The following is an 18,169-nucleotide window of genomic DNA, read 5'->3' as shown; positions in this document are numbered from 1 at the left end:
TGGCGGCAAAGACGTTGGAGGCAAAGCGATGAGCAGCACGGTCGTTGCCCGAAGTACGGAAGAGTCCATCGAGCTGGCGAAGGCCGCATCGGCCCGCCTCGAGAACCAGCCGGCCGAGAAGATCGTCGAGTGGGCCGCGGCCCAGTTCGGCGACCGGTTCTGCGTGACGAGCTCCTTCGCCGACGCCGTGCTGGCGCACGTGGTGTCCCGGGTCGTGCCGGGCGTTCCGGTGATCTTCCTCGACACCGGCCTGCACTTCGCCGAGACTCTGCGGGTGCGCGAGATCGTCCAGCGCACCCTGCCGGTGACCGTCCGCTCGATCCGTCCTCGTCAGACGGTCGCCGAGCAGGACGCCGAGCACGGGCCGCGGCTGTACGCCCGCGACCCCGACGAGTGCTGCTTCCTGCGCAAGATCGAGCCGCTGGAGCGGGCGCTGGAGGACTACGACGCGTGGGCCGCGGGCCTGCGCCGCGACGAGTCGCCCAGCCGCGCCAACACGCCGATCGTGAGCTTCGAGCAGGCCCGCAGCAAGTTCAAGGTCTCGCCGCTGGCGCAGTGGACGCAGGCCGACGTCGACGCGTACATCTCGCGCTACAACGTGCCGGTCAACGCGCTCATGCGGCAGGGGTACGCCTCGGTCGGCTGCTGGCCGTGCACGCGGCGCACGCCTCCCGGCGGCGACCCGCGCGGCGGGCGCTGGCCGATGTTCGACAAGACCGAGTGCGGGCTGCACACCGCCGGATGACCGCGGTACTCCTCGTTGCCCACGGGTCCTCGGACCCGCGGGCGGCCGCGGCCACCCGCGCACTGACGCGGGCGGTCGCGGCGCAGCGGCCCGGCCTGGACGTGCGCTGCGCGTTCCTCGACCACGCCGGCCCGCGCCCCGGTGACCAGCTCTTCGCCTTCCAACGGCTCGGCCACGCCGGGGCGGTGGTGGTGCCGCTGCTGCTCACCAATGCCTTCCACGGCCGCTTCGACCTACCGGCCGTGCTCGAGCAGGCCCGCGAGGACGGGCTGGGCATGGACGTGACGACGACCGACGTGCTCGGCGCCGGCACGCCCGCCCTGCTGCTGTCGGCCCTGCGCCGGCTGCTGCCGCCCGTCTCCTACGACGGCGTCGCGCTCGTCGCCGCCGGCACCCGGGACGATCTGGCCCGCCACTCCGTCGACGTGGCCGCGAGTGCCCTGGGCGCCTCGCTGGGCGTGCCATGCCTGGCGGCGTATGCCTCGGGGTCACCGGTGACCGGCGCGGTCGCCGTGGAGGCCCTACGGGCCCGCGGCTGCTCGCGGATCGCCGTGTCGTCGTACTTCCTGGCGCCCGGCAAGCTGCACGACCTCGTCGTGGACTCCGCGCTGTCGGCCGGCGCGCTGTCGCCGGTCGCGCCGCCGCTCGGCGCCAACCTGGACGTCGCCCGCCTGGTGATGTCGCGGATCGGCGCGTTCGGGCTGCTGCGGGCCGCCTGAGGCCGTTTCCGGCCTGGTCACGGCCCTGCGGACCAGCACGTGGCACGTGCCGGTTACCGTTGATGGATGATGACATGCCCAAAATGCCGCGGCGAGATGCGCCAGTTCGAGCGCAGCGGCGTCACCGTTGACCAGTGCCTCGAATGTCGCGGCATCTTTCTCGACCGCGGCGAGTTGGAGCGCCTGGTCGATGCCGAGCAGGCCTGGAACGGCAGCCGGCAGCAGCACCAGCAGCCGTCACACGGCTATCCGCAGCAGCCCTACCAGCAACCGTACCCGCCTCAGCATGGTGGCTATGGGCATTACGGCCACCACAAGAAGCACCGCCGCCATCACCGTGAAAGCTTCTTCGGCGAGCTGTTCGACTGACGGTTCGCGGACACGCAACAACGCCCCGGCCGGTGCGGCCGGGGCGTTCAGCGTCTTGTGCGTGCGTCTTTGTGCTCGCGGTCTTCGTCGTGCGTAGTAGTAAGGCTCAGGCAGAGTGAGCGCGGACCCGCAGGCCGCCGCGACGCTTCATCAGGCGACGCTCGTCTTCGCTCATTCCGCCCCAGACGCCTGCGTCCTGACCGGAGTCGAGCGCCCACTGCAGGCACTCGCTGGTCACGGAGCAGCGCTGGCAGACCGCCTTCGCCTGCTCAACCTGCAGCAACGCCGGTCCGGAGGTCCCAATGGGGAAGAACAGCTCCGGGTCCTCGTCGCGGCAGAGGGCATGGTGGCGCCAGTCCGACATGGCGGCAACACTCCTTGTTTTTTTTCGCGGATCGTTGTTGGTGATTCCCTATATGCATCTCATGTAACGGTTCGGCTAGGCGGAGCCTGAAGATCCGTAACATGCGTGCGGGCAACGCTCAGTGGTCGTTTCGCTTGTGAATGCTTTCACGAACTACCGCGATGTCAAGGGGTCCAAACCAAAAAAATCCAAGTCGGTGAGCAAGCTCACGCACTGTTTGTCCGATTTTATGGCGACTGGTAACCCTGGATCGCAACAGTCAGTGACCAAGATAGTACGGTTCGGTCAACGACCGACGGGGTTTCCGTGGTGCGGCCGCGGTGTCTCTCTCGCCACGCTCTGCAACTTTCTCCCCTTCGGTGTTTGAACCCCGGGGTGACTCAACACACTACGCGTAACGCCCCCGGTACGGACGCGAAATCCAACTTGTCGACCTCCCCGAGGTACTCCCCGTCAACCTGGTAGGCGATCGGTCTGGCGGCGGTCAGCGTGAAACCCGGCAGGTCGTGCATGCGCACCACCTGCTTGCCCTTCGGGCTGCGGCGGCCGGCCACCAGCTGGACCATGGTCCGAGCCGCGCCGCCGACCTGCAGTTCCCGAAGCCCGAGCAGGTCAAGCCCGGTGTCGAACGACGCGCGCGGGTTGGGGTCCACTGGCTTTTCGCCTATGTACGTCCACGGTGCGGTGTTCTGCACCAACATCCAAGCTAGCCCGGTCTGCGCCGTTTCGCCCGGCAACTCGATCGTGAGCAGCGGCACCCGGCGGTTGGTGGCGGCCAGCTGCGTCATCGTGGCCCGGAAATACAGCCACGGCGTCGAGGTCGAGCCCTTGTGCCGCGCCTGGTCGACCCGGCGCACGACCTCGGCGTCCAGGCCCAGCCCGGCGCAGAAGGTGAAGTAGCGATCGTCGGCGCGGCCCAGCCCGATGATCCGCTCGCGCCGGTCGCGCAGCGCCTCCAGGATCGCGCCGGTGCCCTCGGCCCAGTCGCTGGGCAGCCCGAGTGCTCGGGCGAAGACGTTGGTGGAGCCGCCGGGCACGACGGCGAGGGCGGGGCGCTCCTGCGCGCGGCCGCCGGCGGGCCCGGAGTCGAAGGTCATGAGGCCGTTGACGGCCTCGTTCACGGTGCCGTCGCCGCCCAGGGTCACGACGAGATCGATGCCCTCCCGGGCGGCCTCGCGCGCGAGGTCGGCGGCGTGGCCCCGGCGCTGCGTGTAGGCCACGTCCAGGTCGACCTGGCTGCGCAGGGCCCGCACCAGGATGTCCCGGCCGCGTTCGGTGGTGGTCGTGGCGTTGGGGTTGACCACCAAGAGCGCTCGCATGGGCGGCACTGTACCCGCTCCAGGGCGCGATAAGGTTGTAGCCGCATATCCCTGTGCGATGTCGTGAGCAGGAAGGACGCCCAGGTGAGCGGGACGGCGGCGGCCGAGACAGCACCCGATCAGACCCCGGCGACCCTGCGCTGGGCGGTCCGGCTGCTCCTGTTCGAAGGGGCCGGCCTGGCCCTGCTGACGCTGTGGCTGGGCTACCTCGACGTCACTGCGGACGCCAGCGACGCCCGCGCCGCGCTCGGCGTGACCGCCTACCTGGCGCTCATGACGATCCTCTTCCTCGGCATCGGCTTCGCCCTGCACCGCCGCCGCCGCTGGGCCCGCGGCCCCGGCATCGTCGTGCAGATGCTCCAGATGCCCATCGGCTGGACGATGCTGACGCAGGGCCAGCCGTATATCGGCGCACCGCTCTTCCTGCTCGGCGTCACCGGCGCCGTCCTGCTCTTCGCCCCGTCGACCCGGATCGCACTCGGAGTGCGATAAGCGCATTGACTCGCAGAGCGCTCAGCGCATTGATCGGTCCCAGACGGCTTCGGTTGCTCTACGCTCAAATGTCGTGACGGTCGCTCCTGCCTATCAGGTCCTCGCCGAGCGCATCCGCGTCGACATCATCTCCGGCCAGCTGCGCCCCGGCGAGCGCCTGCCGACGGAGCCGCAGCTGTGCGAGCAGTCGGGCCTGAGCCGCTCCACGGTCCGCGAGGCGCTGCGCCTGCTCAGCAGCCAGCACCTGATCGTCACCACGCGCGGCGTCAACGGCGGCAGCTTCGTCGCGGAGCCCGACGCGCACCAGCTCGGCGAGACCCTCTGCGACGGCGTCGGCCGCCTGCTCACCAGCGGCGCCGTGACGAGCGACAACTTCCTGGAGGTCCGCCGCATGCTCGAGGTCCCGGCCGCCGGCCTCGCCGCGTCGCGCCGCCTGCCGCACCACCTCGACGACCTCGAGCGCGCCATGTTCGACCCGGAGCGCGAGGACCTGGAGCGGCGCATCGAGGCGCACGCGGCCTTCCATCTCGCGGTGGCCGCGGCCACGGGCAACTCGCTGCTCGTCCTGGTGGCGCGGCCGCTGTACAGCATGACGGACCCCCTCGCCGTCGAGCAGGTGGCGCCGCTGGGGTTCTGGCGCGCCGTGGACCGCGACCACCGCGCCCTGCTCGACGCCATCCGGGCCGGCGACGTGGCGCAGGCGATGGAGCTGGCCCGCGCACACATCGACAACGTCCGCCCCGCCGAACCCCTCTCAACGGCATCCTGACCCGTCGCGACCTGCGACGCTGGGTCCGTCCCGGATAAGTCCAGACGCTGCCGCGTCCGGACTTATCCGACATTTCACAATTTTTCGCGCTAGCTCCCGACTGGGCCGCACCGGGCGGCGTCTCGGCGACGTTTTGTTTCCACGATCACGCAAAAGTGTGGTGGACAAATCGGACATCGCCATGATCGTGGAAACAAAATGCTGCTGACCGCTCTCGGGAGCCGCCTGAGCCGAGTCGGAGCGGCGCGCGCGGCGTTCGGTCAGTGCGCAGCTCGGCGACGTGCGGGTGCTGCCTGAGCCGAGTCGGAGCGGCAGTCGAGGAGCGAGTGGGTGTCTGCCCCGGCCGGCCCGAACCCGCCCGCTGCGCTGAAGCGCCGGGTCAGGAAGGGCGGCGCTTCGTCAGGCGAATGCCTGCCTGATGCCCGTCGACCGTGGCCGACACCTCGTCGGCCAGCGCGCTCAGCACCTGCCAGGCGAACGACTCGCCGCCCGGCAGGCGCTCGTCCGGCGAGCCCAGCGGAACCGTCGTGTACACGGTCAGGGCATCGCTCGTGACGGTGAATCGGCACGAGAGCTCGACTGTGTCGCCCAGTTGGGGAGTGTCCGCGGCGATCGCGAGCAGCATCGCGCAGGCCTCGTCGACCGCGATGCGCAGGTCCTCGATCTCGTCCAGCGTGAACTGCAGGCGCGCGGCCAGGCCGGCCGTGGCAGTGCGCAGCACGCCGAGGTACGCGGGCGATGCCGGCACGGCCAGCAGTACCACATCGTCGCCGTCTGCGCCGGATCTCTTCGGAGCCACCTGAGTCACGCGAATGAACCCCCTCGAAGGCGACTCTACGACGTCAACGCACGCGATGACGCGGCGAGTGTGGCCAGCGGCGCGCCGGAGAGCCGGTAGGGCACCCATTCGGACTTCGGCTCGGCGCCCAGGGCGTCGTAGAACTGCCGGGCCGGGTTCCAGTCGAGCACGCCCCACTCGAGGCGCTTGTAGCCGCGCTCGACGCAGACCGCGGCGAGCGTCGCGACCAGGCCCTTGCCGGCGCCGGTGCCGCGCGCGGACGGGCGCACGTAGAGGTCCTCGAGGTAGATGCCGTGCACACCCTCCCAGGTGGAGTACGTGAGGAACCACAGCGCCATGCCGATCACCGTGCCGTCGTCGGCCTCCGCGACGTGGCAGAAGACGGCGGGCGCCGACCCGGCCGGGAAGAGCGCCGCCGTGAGCTGCGGTGCGGTGACGTGGCACTCCTCGAGCGCGCGCTCGAATTCGGCGAGCTCGTAGACCATGGAGACGAGCTCGGGAACGTCGGCCGGGCGGGCGGGGCGAATCATCAACAAAGGCTCCCATAGAAAAGCGTGACCCCCACCCCGCGGGCGCGGGATGGGGGCGAGACCGGTGCGTGGATCAGGCCTGCTTGGTCTCCCAGAAGATCTTCGCGATCTCGTCGATCTTCGACAGCAGCTGCTCGGCGACGGCCGGGTCGGCCGAGCCCTTCGAGCCCGAGGCGCCGGCGAGCTTGGTCGCCTCGTTGAACAGCCCGTGCAGCTGCGGGTACTTCTCGAAGTGCGGCGGCTTGAAGTAGTCGGTCCACAGCACCCAAAGGTGGTGCTTGACCAGCTCGCTGCGCTGCTCCTTGATGATCAGCGCGCGGGTGCGGAACTCGGCGTTGTCGTTCGCCTGGTACTTCTCACAGATTGCCTTGACGGACTCGGCCTCAATTCGAGCCTGCGCCGGGTCGTAGACACCACACGGCAGGTCGCAGTGGGCGCTCACCACGGTGCGCGGGGTGAAAAGCCGCGACAGTCGCATCGAACCCTCCAGGGTGATTTGCGATGATCCTCAGTGCTGACCCTACTCCTATCCAAGTTCGGGGAATTCATGCGCCTGCCGTGGTTTACGGCACTCGTCTCGGGCCCCTCCATGGTGCCGACGCTGCGCTCCGGGGACCGGATCCTGGTGTGGCGCACGGGATTCGCGCGACCGGGCGATCTCGTGGTGGCGACGTTTCGCAGCCGGCCGGATCTGCTCGTGGTCAAGCGCGTGGAGCGGGCCGACGGCGACGGTTGGTGGGTCGTCGGCGACAACCCCTTCGGCACTGATGATTCTTCGGGGTACGGCCGGGCCGACGTCATCGGGCGTGTGACATTTCGCTGGTGGCCACAACCGATGCGCTTCCGGCGGATGCCACGCTAAGGTGATGCGGATACGGGAGACCCCCGCCGCATTCGCAGATTTCCGCGCTTTCACCCGCGCCGCGCGTCCTCCCCGTATTAGAAGCCGTGGCAAAGGAGCCCCCGTGCTTACATCCGTGTCCGACACTGTGTCCGACCCCGTCTTCGAACTGCATACCGGCGGCAAGCTGTCGGTGCAGTCGACGGTCCCGCTGTCCACCCGCGAGGACCTCTCCCTGGCCTACACGCCCGGCGTCGCCCGCGTGTGCGAGGCGATCGCCGCGGACGAGTCGCTCGTCCACTCGCTCACCTGGGTCGGCAAGGCCGTCGCCGTGGTGACCGACGGCTCCGCCGTGCTCGGCCTGGGCAACATCGGCCCTCGCGCCGCGATGCCCGTCATGGAGGGCAAGGCGGTGCTCTTCAAGCAGTTCGGCGGCGTGGATGCGGTGCCGATCTGCCTGGACACCCAGGACCCCGACGAGATCGTGCGGATCGTGACCGCACTCGCGCCGTCCTTCGGCGGCATCAACCTCGAGGACATCTCGGCGCCGCGCTGCTTCGACATCGAGCGGCGGCTCGAGGACACCCTGCCGATCCCGGTGTTCCACGACGACCAGCACGGCACCGCCATCGTGGTGCTCGCGGCGCTGCGCAACGCCGCCGCCGTGCTCGGGCGCGGCATCGGCGACATGCGCATCGTGGTCAGCGGCGCGGGCGCGGCCGGCGTCGCCGTCACCCGGATGCTCATCAACGGCGGCGCGGACGCCGGCGAGATCATCGTGCTCGACTCGCGCGGCTGCCTGCACACCGGCCGCACCGACCTCAACCCGGTCAAGGCGGCGCTCGCCGCGGAGACCAACGCCGGCGGGGTGACCGGCGACATCGCCTCCGCGCTGCGCGGTGCCGACGTGCTTATCGGCGTCTCGGGCGGCACGATCGGCGAGGACGCGCTGGCCGGCATGGCGCCGGACGGTGCGATCTTCGCGCTGGCCAACCCGACGCCGGAGGTGCACCCGGAGATCGCGGCGCGGTACGCGAGCGTCGTGGCCACCGGCCGCAGCGACTTCCCCAACCAGATCAACAACGTGCTCGCCTTCCCCGGCATCTTCCGCGGCGCGCTGGAGTCCGGCGCGACCCGCATCAGCGACGGCATGAAGGTCGCGGCCGCATCGGCGATCGCCGGCGTGCTCGGCGCGGGCGAGCTCTCGCGGGGCTGCATCGTGCCGAGTGCGCTCGACCCGCGGGTCGCGCCGGCCGTGGCGGCCGCGGTCGCCGACGCCGCCCGGCGCGACGGCGTCACGCGTTAACGAGGATTAAGGTCACGGACATGCGTGCCGCATTCGCAACCGCGTTCAACGATGCCGACCCGCTCTCCGTGCTCGAGATCGGCGACACCGCCGAACCGGCGTCCCGTGACGGCTGGGCCGTGGTGGAGGTGCGCGCCAGCGCGCTCAACCACCACGACCTGTGGTCGCTGCGGGGCGTCGGGCTGCGCCAGGAGCAGCTGCCGATGGTCCTGGGCTGCGACGCCGCCGGGATCGGCCCCGACGGCGCCGAGGTCGTGGTGTACCCGGTCGTCTACACCGACAAGGGTGACTTCACGATCCTGTCCGAGTACTACCCGGGCACGGTGGCCGAGCGGGTGAGCGTCCCGGCGTACAACCTCGTGCCGAAGCCCGCCGAGCTCTCCTTCGCGGAGGCGGCCTGCCTGCCCACGGCGTGGCTGACGGCGTACCGCATGCTCACCACCAAGGGCCGGCTGGAGCAGGACGGCTCCGTCCTCGTGCAGGGCGCGGGCGGCGGGGTCGCCACCGCCGCCGTGCTGATCGGGACCGCTTTGGGCGCGCGGGTGTACGCCACCAGCCGCGACGCCGCCAAACGCGAACGGATCGCGGCGCTCGGCGCGACCGCCGTCGAGCCCGGGGCGCGCCTGCCCGAGCGCGTCGACGTGGTCGTCGAGACCGTCGGCGAGGCCACCTTCGAGCACTCGATGAAGTGCGCGAAGCTGGGCGGCCGGATCGTCGTGTCGGGCGCCACCAGCGGGTACCTTCCGCGGGTCAACCTGCGGCGGATGTTCGCGATGCAGCTGGAGATCCTGGGCACGAGCATGGGCACCCCGGACGAGCTCGCCGACCTCATGGCGCTGCTGGCCCGCACCGGCATCCGCCCGATCATCGACTCGGTCGTGCCGTTCTCGGAGGCCCGCAAGGCCTTCGAGCTGCTGCAGTCCGGCGACGTCTTCGGCAAGGTCGTACTGGATCACACTAGCTGACATAAAATCGTGATAAGTCCGAAAAGTCCGGCGCGCGGAGCGTGCCGGACTTTTCGTGCCCCGATGGGCTACAGGTGCGAGTCCAGGTCCGTCGACGGCGTGAAGGACGAGCGCGCGGCCTGGTCGCCGTAGAGCTCCAGGCGCAGGAACTGCAGCGTGCTCTCCGAGACCGTCTGGAATGACGTGGTGTCGGGGCTCAGGTACGGGTCGTTGTGGTTGCCGCCGGGGATGGTGAGCATCGCCTTCGCCCACGGGACCAGGTCGTAGGTGGCCTTGCCGCTGGCGTACGACACCATCGGGTCCGCGTCGCCGTGCACGAAGAACAGCGCCGCCGGGCTGCCGGTGAAGGCCGTGCCGACGCCGAGGCCGCTGCCGGCCAGGATGACGCCGGCGCGCAGGCGCTTGTCACGGCTCGCGGTGAAGAGGCCGACGGTGGTGATGGCGCCGGCCGAGTGCCCGGCCGCGGCCAGCCGGTCGGCGTCGATGCGATCGCCGAGCGGGCCGTCGAGCACCTGGCCGAGGACGAAGCTCGCGTCGGCCGGCTGGTTGAGCACGTCGTAGATGTCGAAGTCGGACGCGCCGCGGGTGGTGTTCGGGTACGCCGGGGCGATCACCACGAAGCCGGCCTCCGCCCAAACCTTCAGCAGCGGCGCGAACTCCTCCGGCGTGCCGTTCAGGCCGTGGCTGAACACCACGGCGGGGTAGCGGCCGGGCTGGTCGGGCGTCCAGATGACCGTTCGCAGCATGCGGCCATCCCGGTTGTACGTCATCTGCTGCGACGACACCGACAGTGCCGACTTCGGCAGGGCCAGTGGCGGCGGGAGCTGGACCGCGGCGAGACGCTGCACTGCCGTCGCGGCGGGGGTGGCGGTCGGGGTGGCCGAGCGCGTGGGCGCTGGGCTGGCCGAGCACCCACCCGCCAGCGCGGCGGCTGCGGCGAGGGCGGCGATCGCAATGCGCGGGCGCATGAGACCAACGGTACGGGCGGCCTACCACCGGTGCCGCTTCCCCGGGGGGCGAAATCGGGCTACGTTGCGCGGCATGACAGTCGTGTTCCGCGCGCTGACCGCCGTGTGCGCGGTCGCCGGGATCGTGTTCCTGCTTGTGTGGAACCACGGCGACCTGGGCGCGTTCGTGTACTTCACGGTGCAGAGCAGCGTCGTCATCGCGGCGGTGTCGGCGGTGGCCGTGTTCCGCGCGGTGCCGGCCCCCGTCCGCGGCGCGGCGACGCTCTACAGCGTCATCACCGGCACGGTGTACCACGCGCTGCTGGCCAACCCGTCCAGCCCCTTCTACCAGGAGGACTCGGGCGCCCACACGGTGCACAACCTCCTGCTGCACACCGTCACCCCGATCCTCGCCGCCGTGACCTGGCTCGTGATCGAGCGGGAGCGGGTGCGGTGGTGGCTCGCCGCCGTGTGGCTCGCCTACCCGTTGGCGTACCTGGTGTTCGCGCTGGTCCGGGGCGCGTTCGTGCACGAGTACCCGTATCCGTTCGTCGACCTCGACAAGGAGCACGCGCTCGGCGTGACCCGCAACTCGATCGGCTTCACGCTCGCGTTCTTCCTGCTCGGGCTGCTGCTCATCGGCCTCGGCGCGCTGCTGCGCCGCGTGCTGCCGGGCGCGCGCGAGCCGGGCGCCTCAGACGAGGACGCCCGGGTTGAGGATCCCGCGCGGGTCTAGCGTCCGCTTGGCCGCGCGCAGCGCATCCTGGTAGAGCGGCGAGCGCTCGTTGTCGTACCACGGCCGGTGGTCGCGCCCGACGGCGTGGTGGTGCGTGATCGTGCCGCCGTTGTCGGCGATCGCGTCGCTGACCGCCGCCTTGATCTCATCCCAGATCGCCACCTCGGCGCCGCGCCGGCCCGGGGTGATGATCGTGAAGTAGGGGGCGGGCCCATCGGGGTACACATGCGTGAATCGGCACGTCACGACCGCGACCCCCGTCGGTGCGGCGGCCTGCGCGGCGGCCAGGACCGCGGCGTGCAGCGCCTCGAAGCGGCTCCAGGTGCACGCCGTCTCGACCGTCTCGACGACGAGCCCGAGCCGCACCAGGGCGTCGCGGGTGTAGGGGGCCTTGAGGAACGCCTCGCGAAAGCCCCGCGATTCGCCTTTCTCCGCATCGGTACCGCCATGAGCCCGGCAGATCTCCACCGCGCCCAGCAGCAATGACGCATCGGCGCCCTCGAACCCCAGCATCAGTCGGGCCTGCCCGTCCTGGGCGCCGGCGTTGAGCATCGCCTCGACGGGATCGAGCAGCCGGCAGTTCGCGGGGCGCAGTCCGGCCTGCACGATGTTCTTGGCGGCGGCCACCGCTTCGAGGTACACCGGGAAGCTCATGGCGGCCGAAGCCCGCTCGCTGGGCCGTTTCTGCACCCGCAGCCAGGCCTCGACGATGACTCCCAGCGCGCCCTCGGACCCCAGGAACAGCGCGTTGGGGTCGGGCCCGGCGCCGCTGGAGGGCACGCGCGGCGACTCGACCGGGCCCTGCGGCGTGATGACGCGCAGCGCCTCGACGAACGCGTCGATGCGCGTCGGGCCGGTCGCGTAGTGCCCGCCCGAGCGCGTCGCCAGCCAGCCGCCGACGGTGGAGAACTCGAAGCTCTGCGGCAGGTGCCGCAGCGTCAGGTCGTGCGGGCGCAGCGCCTCCTCCAGCGCCGGGCCGAACACGCCGGCCTGCACCCGCACCGCCCGGTTGACGTCGTCGATCTCGGCGATCCGGTTGAGCCGGCTCATGTCGAGGGACACCCAGGGGCGATCGCCGCGGTACTCCACGCCGCCGACCACCGACGTCCCGCCCCCGTAGGGCACGACCGCCGCGCCGGCCGCCTCGGCCCAGTCCAGCGCGGCGACGATGTCGTGCACCGTGCGCGGCATGCACACGAGGTCGGGCGGGTTGGGCAGCTCGCCGTGCAGGGCGCGCACGACGTCGCGGAAGGCCTTGCCGTAGGCGTGGGAGGCGCGGCTCATCGAGTCGGCGAGGAACGTCTCCTCCATGATGGACGGCGGGATCAGCCGCGGCGGCCCGAGCAGCGGATCGAAGGGCAGCGGAATGACCGAGCCGTCGATCGGCATCCACGGCCGCAGCGCCCGCTCCGCGAGCCGGCGGCAGGCCGCGTCGTCGAGTGCCTCGTCGGCATGGCCCCAGCCCCACCAGGAACGCTCGCGGTAGCCCACGCGGGGGAGAGTGCCACAATCCGACACTGTTCGGCCACTGTCGGAAGTGTCGACCTCGGTATTCTGTCGGCCATGCCCGATGAGCGCATCGACCCCAGTCAGAACACGCAGGCGTTTCAGGCGTGGGTGGACCAGACCCAGAGTCAGCCGGTTGAGCCCGCCAAGTCCAGGACCTTGCTCTGGGCCGGCGTCGGCGTGGCCGTCGTCGTCGTGGTGGCGCTGGTGCTGTTCGTGGCGCTGGGGTAGATCCCCGAGGACTCGAAGCGCGTGTAGCCGGTCAGCGTCGCGTCGTTCACCAGGCGCAGCCGGGCCGCGTCGTCGTCGTTGAGCGCCCAGTCGAGGAAGTCCAGCAGCGTGGCCATCGCCTGCACGTGGCCGCGCTCGGGGTCGTTGGTGCCGGCGCCGTGCTCGCCGCCCTCGATGGTCAGGAACGCCTTGGGCCACGGGTCCTTGCCGTAGGACTCGCGCCCCTGGCTGTATGCGACCACCGGGTCCTTGTCGCCGTGGATGAACAGCAGCGGGACCGGGGTGCCCTTGTACGCCGTGGTCGGCCGCCCCGCGAAGATCACGCCCACCTTGAGCCGCGGGTCGCGGCGCCCGGTGAAGAGCCAGTCCGTGGTCGTGCCGCCGCCGGAGTGCCCGACCGCGCCGAGCCGGTTTTCGTCGATGCTCGCCGAGAGCGGGTTGGACGCGTCGAGCATCTTCGAGATGACGAACGACGCGTCGGAGGCCTGGTTGGGCACGTCGGTCTTGTCGAACCTCGGCCCGTCCTTCTTCGTGAAGGGGTACGCCGGGGCCGCGACCACGTACCCGGACTCCGCCAGGAACTTGGTCATGCCCTCCTGCATCTGCGGGTTGCTGTAGAAGCCGTGGCTCCACAGCAGCAGCGGGAACTCGCCGGGCAGCGGGCTCGCGTCGAGCAGGGTGCGCCCGCGGTTCTGCCGGGACGAGCCGCGCACCGGGTACCACACCGTCGTCGGCAGCGGCCGTTCCTTGCCCCGCGCGAACTCGAAGTGCCGCACCCCGACGGCGTACGGCGGGTGCGCGGTCGTCTCGACGGCGGCCGCACCGGCGGGCATGCTGATGGGCGTCCCGTTGTCATCAGGCCCCGAGGCCGCAAAAGCGCCGCCCACGATGAGCAGGGCGGCGGTCAGGAGCGACACGGTTGCAGTTCGGGTGCGACGCGGGGGCACGTGAAGAATGTAAGTGCACGCCGCGGTAGGCCGTTATCGCCCGACTGGGGACAATCGATTGGCTTGCCGGACTACACCAGGTTGTCATTGGATGACCCATTTGGCGGACACGGCTAGCCTCGGGAAGTTCGCCCCTATCCCCTTCGGCTCACATCGGCCGGGCGACATATCCGTTTTGTCGGTACATAGACGGGCAAAACGGCTCACCCATTTGGCGTTCGCGGGCTTACAGCGGCGGTCATGGGTTCGCGGGGGCGAGGGCGGCGTGAGCGGGCTTGCGGGCGGCGTGAGCGGGCTTGCGGCGGCGTGCGGGGGCTTGCGGCGGCGTGAGCCGGCTTGTGGGCGGCGTGCGGGGGCTTGCGGCGGCGTGGGCGGCGGTCGGGTCGGAGGCTCGCGGCGGCGTGCGCAGGCTTGCATCGGATATGTCCGCCGCTCCGCGACGGACATATCTGATATTTCGGTTATGCGACTTTCCGGGCCACGCAGAGCCGTGCAGGGGTGAGTCGCGGTGAATCGGACTTATGCCCTGCCGGGGTATAAGTCCGATAAGTCGTGGCGCGGAGCGCCCGACTTATCGAAGCGACGGCGCGGTCAGTCCTCGTCCTCGTCGTCCAAACGGGCCAGGTAGACGGCCAGGCGCTCGATCGGGGTCTCGAACTCCGGGTTGAGGTCGACGAAGTCGCGCAGGCGCTCGGCCAGCCACTCGAACGTGACCTCCTCCTCGCCGCGGCGCTGTGCCAGCTCCTCGATGCCGCGATCGGTGAAGTACATGGTGCGACGAGCCTCCAGAGAAAGGGGACGGGGCACGGCTAGCGAACGCCGTGCCCCGTGGAGTACCAGATGCGTCAGCGCTTCGGCAGTGCGGCCTCGATGAGGGCCTGCTGCTCGGCGTCGTGCAGCTTGGTCGAGCCGACCGCCGGTGCGGCGGCCGCGGGGCGGGAGATGCGGCGCAGGCCGACGCCCTGCAGCTGCTCCAGTAGGTTCAGCGCGATGAACGACCAGGCGCCCTGGTTTGCCGGCTCCTCCTGGACCCAGGCGAAGTCCTCGGCGTTCGGGTACTGCTCCAGTGCGGCCCGCAGCTCGTCGATCGGCATCGGGTAGAGCTGCTCGACGCGGATGATCGCGGTGTCGGTGATGTCGCGGTCGGTGCGCGCCTGCAGCAGGTCGTAGAAGACCTTGCCGGAGCACAGCAGCACGCGCTTCACGGCCGCCGGGTCCAGCGCGGTGCCCTTCACGCCCGGGTCGGCCAGCACGGTCTGGAACGTGCCGGTGGTGAAGTCCTCCACGCCCGACACGCACAGGCGGTGCCGCAGCAGCGACTTCGGGGTGAAGACCACCAGCGGCTTCTTCTTCGGCGACAGCGCCTGGCGGCGCAGCAGGTGGAAGTGGTTGGCCGGGGTGGTCGGCACGGCGACGCGCAGGTTGTCCTCGGCGCACAGCTGGAGGTACCGCTCCAGGCGCCCCGACGTGTGGTCCGGGCCCTGGCCCTCGTGCGAGTGCGGCAGCAGGAGCGTCACCGAGGCCAGCTGGCCCCACTTGACCTCGCCGGACGAGATGAACTCGTCCACGATGGACTGCGCGCCGTTGACGAAGTCGCCGAACTGCGCCTCCCACATGACCAGCGCGTCCGGGTTCTCCACCGAGTACCCGTACTCGAAGCCCATCGCCGCGAACTCCGACAGCAGCGAGTCGTAGATGAAGAGCTTCGCGTTGTCCTTGATCAGCGCGGACATCGGCAGGTAGTCGACGCCGGTCTCGGCGTCGACGATCGACGCGTGGCGCTGCACGAACGTGCCGCGCCGCGAGTCCTGGCCGGACAGGCGGACGGTGACGCCGTCGTTGACGAGCGCGCCGAAGGCGATGATCTCGCCGAAGCCCCAGTCGATGTCGCCCTGGGTTGCCATCTTCGCCCGCCGGTCCAGCAGCTGCTGGACGCGCTTGTGGGGCGTGAAGCCGTCGGGGAGCTTGACGTGGGCCTCGCCGATCGCCCGCAGTACCGACTCATCGATCTTGGTCTCGATCACCGGCTCCGGCTCGGGCTCCCGCAGGCGGGTCAGCCGCGCCGCAGGCGAGGACGACGCGTCGCGGGTGGCCTTGAACACCGTCTCGAGCTGCTCGTGGTAGTCCTTGAGCAGGGCTTCTGCCTCGGTGATCGGGATGTCGCCGCGGCCGATGAGCTCCTCGGTGTAGATCTTGCGGACCGAGCGCTTCTGGTCGATGATCGCGTACATCAGCGGGTTGGTCATCGACGGGTCGTCGCCCTCGTTGTGCCCGCGCCGGCGGTAGCACACCAGGTCGATGACGACGTCCTTGTTGAACGCCTGGCGGTACTCGAACGCGAGGCGCGCCACGCGCACGACGGCCTCGGGGTCGTCGCCGTTGACGTGGAAGATCGGCGCCTGGATCATCCGGGCGACGTCGGTCGAGTAGAGCGACGAGCGCGAGTACTCCGGCGCGGTGGTGAAGCCGACCTGGTTGTTGACGACGACGTGGACCGTGCCGCCGGTGCGGTAGCCGCGCAGCTGCGACAGGTTGAGCGTCTCGGCGACCACGCCCTGGCCGGCGAACGCGGCGTCGCCGTGGATGAGCAGCGGCAGCACCGTGTAGCCCTCGAGCTTGAGGTCGATGCGGTCCTGCTTGGCCCGCACGATGCCCTCGAGCACCGGGTTGACCGCCTCCAGGTGCGACGGGTTGGCCACGACGGAGACCGTGGTGGCGTGCTCGCCGTCCGGGTGCGTGTACTTGCCGGTCATGCCCAGGTGGTACTTCACGTCGCCGGAGCCGTGCGCGGACTTCAGGTCCAGGTGGCCCTCGAACTCGGAGAAGATCTTCTCGTAGGGCTTGCCGACGATGTTGGCCAGCACGTTGAGCCGGCCGCGGTGCGCCATGCCGATGACGACCTCGTCGAGCTCGCCCTCGGCCGAGTTCTGCAGGATCTCGTCCAGCAGCGGGATCAGCGACTCGCCGCCCTCCAGCGAGAAGCGGCGCTGCCCGACGTACTTCGTCTGCAGGAACGTCTCGAACGCCTCGGCCGCGTTGAGGCGGTTGAGGATGTGCTTCTGCTCGTCAGTGCCGGGCTTCTCGTAGGGCTTCTCGACCCGCTCGGCGATCCAGCGCCGCTCCTCCGGGTCCATGATGTGCATGTACTCCACGCCGACGCGCCGGCAGTAGGAGTCGCGCAGCACGCCGAGGACGGCCCGCAGCTTCATCTTCTGCTTGCCGGCGAACCCGCCGACCGGGAACATGCGGTCGAGGTCCCACAGCGTGAGGCCGTGCTCGAGCACGTCGAGGTCGGGGTGGCGGCGGATGCGGAACTCGAGCGGGTCGGTGTCGGCCATCATGTGGCCGCGCACCCGGTAGGCGTGGATGAGCTCCACGACCCGGGCCGCCTTGTCGATCTGCCCCTCGGAGGTGCGGGCCACGTCGCGCACCCAGCGCACCGGCTCGTACGGGATGCGCAGCGCGGTGAAGATCTGGTCGTAGAACCCGTGCTCGCCGAGCAGCAGCTCGTGCATGACCTTCAGGAACTCGCCGGACTGCGCGCCCTGGATGATCCGGTGGTCGTAGGTGCTGGTCAGCGTGATGATCTTGCTGATGCCAAGGTCGGCGAGGGTCTCGTCGGACATCCCGGCGTAGGGGGCCGGGTACTCCATCGCGCCGACGCCGATGATCGCGCCCTGGCCGGTCATGAGCCGCGGCATCGAGTGCACGGTGCCGATGCCGCCCGGGTTGGTCAGCGACACGGTGGTGCCGGCGTAGTCGTCCATGGTCAGCTCGTTGCGCCGGGCGCGGCGCACGATGTCCTCGTAGGCGGACCAGAACTGCCGGAAGTCCATCGACTCGGCGGCCTTGATGCTCGGCACGACCAGCGAGCGCGAGCCGTCCGGCTTCGCCAGGTCGATCGCGATGCCCAGGTTGACGTGCTCGGGCTGCACCAGGTTGGGCTTGCCGTCGATCTCGGCGAAGTTGTTGTTCATCTCCGGGTGCGCGGCCAGCGCCCGGACCAGCGCGTATCCGATCAGGTGCGTGAAGCTCACCTTCCCGCCGCGTCCGCGGGTGAGGTGGTTGTTGATCACGATCCGGTTGTCGGACAGCAGCTTGGCCGGCACGGCGCGCACGCTCGTGGCGGTCGGCACCTCCAGCGAGGCGTCCATGTTCTGCACGATGCGGGCGGCCACGCCGCGCAGGGGGACGTGCTTCGCGCCGCCGGAGGGTGCGGCGGTCTCCTTGGTCGGCGCGGGCTTGCTGGCGGGGACGGCCTTCTTCTCGGGGGCCTTCTCGACGGGCTTGGCGACCGCGGGCTTCGCGGGCGCGGTCACTGCAACGGTTGCCGGCTCAGCCGCGACGGCGGGCGCCGTCGCGGCGTCCGGGGTGGGCTTGTAGTCGGCGAAGAAGTCGTGCCACGCGGAGTCCACGCTGGCCGGGTCGGCGAGGTACCGCTGATACATGTCCTCGACGATCCACTCGTTCGGGCCAAATCCCGCCAGCGGGTTCTCCTGCGAGTTGGTCGCTTGGGTCGACACGGCTCTTGATCGCCTCTTCCAAACGCGAGTTCTAGGGGTTACGGATGTCCGGGTCCAGGCT

The 18,169-nt window shown here is 70.2% G+C and carries 19 protein-coding genes; 9 read left to right on the top strand and 10 right to left on the bottom strand.

Annotated features, from left to right (window positions below):
- Positions 1-28 precede the first annotated feature (28 nt).
- The 3 genes from ABD901_RS31605 to ABD901_RS31595 all read left to right on the top strand — a co-directional run bounded on the left by ABD901_RS31605 (position 29) and on the right by ABD901_RS31595 (position 1,833).
- Entirely contained in the window at positions 29-745 is a 717-nt protein-coding gene (locus ABD901_RS31605; RefSeq protein ID WP_345132216.1) for a phosphoadenylyl-sulfate reductase, read from the top strand.
- Positions 742-1,464 carry a sirohydrochlorin chelatase gene (locus ABD901_RS31600; protein ID WP_345132215.1) on the top strand — a complete coding sequence of 241 codons (723 nt, stop codon included), beginning with the start codon at positions 742-744 and terminating at the stop codon, positions 1,462-1,464. The genes ABD901_RS31605 and ABD901_RS31600 overlap by 4 nt, the downstream gene beginning before the upstream one ends.
- Positions 1,465-1,533: 69 nt before the next feature.
- Complete coding sequence (locus ABD901_RS31595; RefSeq protein ID WP_380139797.1) at positions 1,534-1,833, top strand: TFIIB-type zinc ribbon-containing protein; 300 nt, start codon at positions 1,534-1,536, stop codon at positions 1,831-1,833.
- Between the two features lie 106 nt (positions 1,834-1,939).
- On the opposite strand, the gene ABD901_RS31590 is transcribed toward ABD901_RS31595, so the two are convergent.
- Positions 1,940-2,197 carry a WhiB family transcriptional regulator gene (locus ABD901_RS31590; protein WP_190257048.1) on the bottom strand — a complete coding sequence of 86 codons (258 nt, stop codon included), beginning with the start codon at positions 2,195-2,197 and terminating at the stop codon, positions 1,940-1,942.
- Between the two features lie 380 nt (positions 2,198-2,577).
- Positions 2,578-3,516, bottom strand: coding sequence for a diacylglycerol/lipid kinase family protein (locus ABD901_RS31585; protein ID WP_345132210.1), 939 nt, complete (start codon positions 3,514-3,516; stop codon positions 2,578-2,580).
- A gap of 84 nt (positions 3,517-3,600) precedes the next feature.
- On the opposite strand from ABD901_RS31585, the gene ABD901_RS31580 reads away from it, so the two are divergent.
- Both ABD901_RS31580 and ABD901_RS31575 read left to right on the top strand, forming a co-directional pair.
- Complete coding sequence (locus ABD901_RS31580; RefSeq protein WP_345132208.1) at positions 3,601-4,008, top strand: hypothetical protein; 408 nt, start codon at positions 3,601-3,603, stop codon at positions 4,006-4,008.
- A 73-nt stretch (positions 4,009-4,081) separates the two neighbouring features.
- A complete protein-coding gene (locus ABD901_RS31575) occupies positions 4,082-4,777 on the top strand; it encodes a FadR/GntR family transcriptional regulator (RefSeq protein WP_345132206.1) in 696 nt (231 codons plus the stop codon).
- Between the two features lie 379 nt (positions 4,778-5,156).
- Here ABD901_RS31575 and ABD901_RS31570 read toward each other — a convergent pair whose 3' ends face one another.
- The 3 genes from ABD901_RS31570 to sodN all read right to left on the bottom strand — a co-directional run bounded on the left by ABD901_RS31570 (position 5,157) and on the right by sodN (position 6,584).
- Positions 5,157-5,576, bottom strand: a complete 420-nt coding sequence (locus tag ABD901_RS31570) for an ATP-binding protein (protein ID WP_345132204.1) — start codon at positions 5,574-5,576, stop codon at positions 5,157-5,159.
- 35 nt (positions 5,577-5,611) lie between these two features.
- Positions 5,612-6,106: a GNAT family N-acetyltransferase gene (locus tag ABD901_RS31565; protein ID WP_345132202.1), complete on the bottom strand. Its 495-nt coding sequence runs from the start codon at positions 6,104-6,106 to the stop codon at positions 5,612-5,614.
- A gap of 73 nt (positions 6,107-6,179) precedes the next feature.
- Entirely contained in the window at positions 6,180-6,584 is a 405-nt protein-coding gene (sodN, locus tag ABD901_RS31560; RefSeq protein ID WP_345132200.1) for a superoxide dismutase, Ni, read from the bottom strand.
- Positions 6,585-6,653: 69 nt separating this feature from the next.
- Here sodN and ABD901_RS31555 point away from each other — a divergent pair, with 69 nt between their 5' ends.
- From ABD901_RS31555 to ABD901_RS31545, 3 genes are all read left to right on the top strand, one after another.
- The gene (locus ABD901_RS31555; RefSeq protein ID WP_345132198.1) at positions 6,654-6,968 is read left to right on the top strand and encodes a S24/S26 family peptidase; all 315 of its coding nucleotides are present in this window, start codon (positions 6,654-6,656) and stop codon (positions 6,966-6,968) included.
- Between the two features lie 103 nt (positions 6,969-7,071).
- The gene (locus ABD901_RS31550) at positions 7,072-8,253 is read left to right on the top strand and encodes an NAD(P)-dependent malic enzyme (RefSeq protein ID WP_345132196.1); all 1,182 of its coding nucleotides are present in this window, start codon (positions 7,072-7,074) and stop codon (positions 8,251-8,253) included.
- Between the two features lie 20 nt (positions 8,254-8,273).
- On the top strand, positions 8,274-9,218 hold the full coding sequence (locus tag ABD901_RS31545) for a zinc-binding dehydrogenase (protein WP_345132194.1): 945 nt from the start codon (positions 8,274-8,276) through the stop codon (positions 9,216-9,218).
- Positions 9,219-9,286: 68 nt separating this feature from the next.
- On the opposite strand, the gene ABD901_RS31540 is transcribed toward ABD901_RS31545, so the two are convergent.
- The gene (locus tag ABD901_RS31540; RefSeq protein ID WP_345132192.1) at positions 9,287-10,186 is read right to left on the bottom strand and encodes an alpha/beta hydrolase family protein; all 900 of its coding nucleotides are present in this window, start codon (positions 10,184-10,186) and stop codon (positions 9,287-9,289) included.
- A gap of 73 nt (positions 10,187-10,259) precedes the next feature.
- Here ABD901_RS31540 and ABD901_RS31535 point away from each other — a divergent pair, with 73 nt between their 5' ends.
- Entirely contained in the window at positions 10,260-10,901 is a 642-nt protein-coding gene (locus ABD901_RS31535) for a Pr6Pr family membrane protein (RefSeq protein ID WP_345132190.1), read from the top strand.
- Here ABD901_RS31535 and ABD901_RS31530 read toward each other — a convergent pair.
- The 4 genes from ABD901_RS31530 to ABD901_RS31515 all read right to left on the bottom strand — a co-directional run bounded on the left by ABD901_RS31530 (position 10,860) and on the right by ABD901_RS31515 (position 18,108).
- Positions 10,860-12,392, bottom strand: a complete 1,533-nt coding sequence (locus ABD901_RS31530) for an FAD-binding oxidoreductase (protein ID WP_345132188.1) — start codon at positions 12,390-12,392, stop codon at positions 10,860-10,862. The two genes, ABD901_RS31535 and ABD901_RS31530, sit on opposite strands and share 42 nt — an antisense overlap.
- A gap of 143 nt (positions 12,393-12,535) precedes the next feature.
- Entirely contained in the window at positions 12,536-13,555 is a 1,020-nt protein-coding gene (locus tag ABD901_RS31525) for an alpha/beta hydrolase family protein (RefSeq protein WP_345132186.1), read from the bottom strand.
- Positions 13,556-14,176: 621 nt separating this feature from the next.
- Positions 14,177-14,356, bottom strand: coding sequence for a DUF6104 family protein (locus tag ABD901_RS31520; protein WP_345132184.1), 180 nt, complete (start codon positions 14,354-14,356; stop codon positions 14,177-14,179).
- Positions 14,357-14,430: 74 nt separating this feature from the next.
- Positions 14,431-18,108 (bottom strand): multifunctional oxoglutarate decarboxylase/oxoglutarate dehydrogenase thiamine pyrophosphate-binding subunit/dihydrolipoyllysine-residue succinyltransferase subunit, encoded by a 3,678-nt coding sequence (locus ABD901_RS31515; protein ID WP_345132182.1) that lies wholly within the window; start codon positions 18,106-18,108, stop codon positions 14,431-14,433.
- Positions 18,109-18,169 lie beyond the last annotated feature (61 nt).

It is taken from the genome of Dactylosporangium darangshiense (assembly GCF_039537565.1).
Taxonomy (GTDB): Bacteria; Actinomycetota; Actinomycetes; order Mycobacteriales; family Micromonosporaceae; genus Dactylosporangium; species Dactylosporangium darangshiense.
Note: the sequence above shows the minus strand (reverse complement) of the source record. Positions and strands in the feature narration are given on the sequence as shown.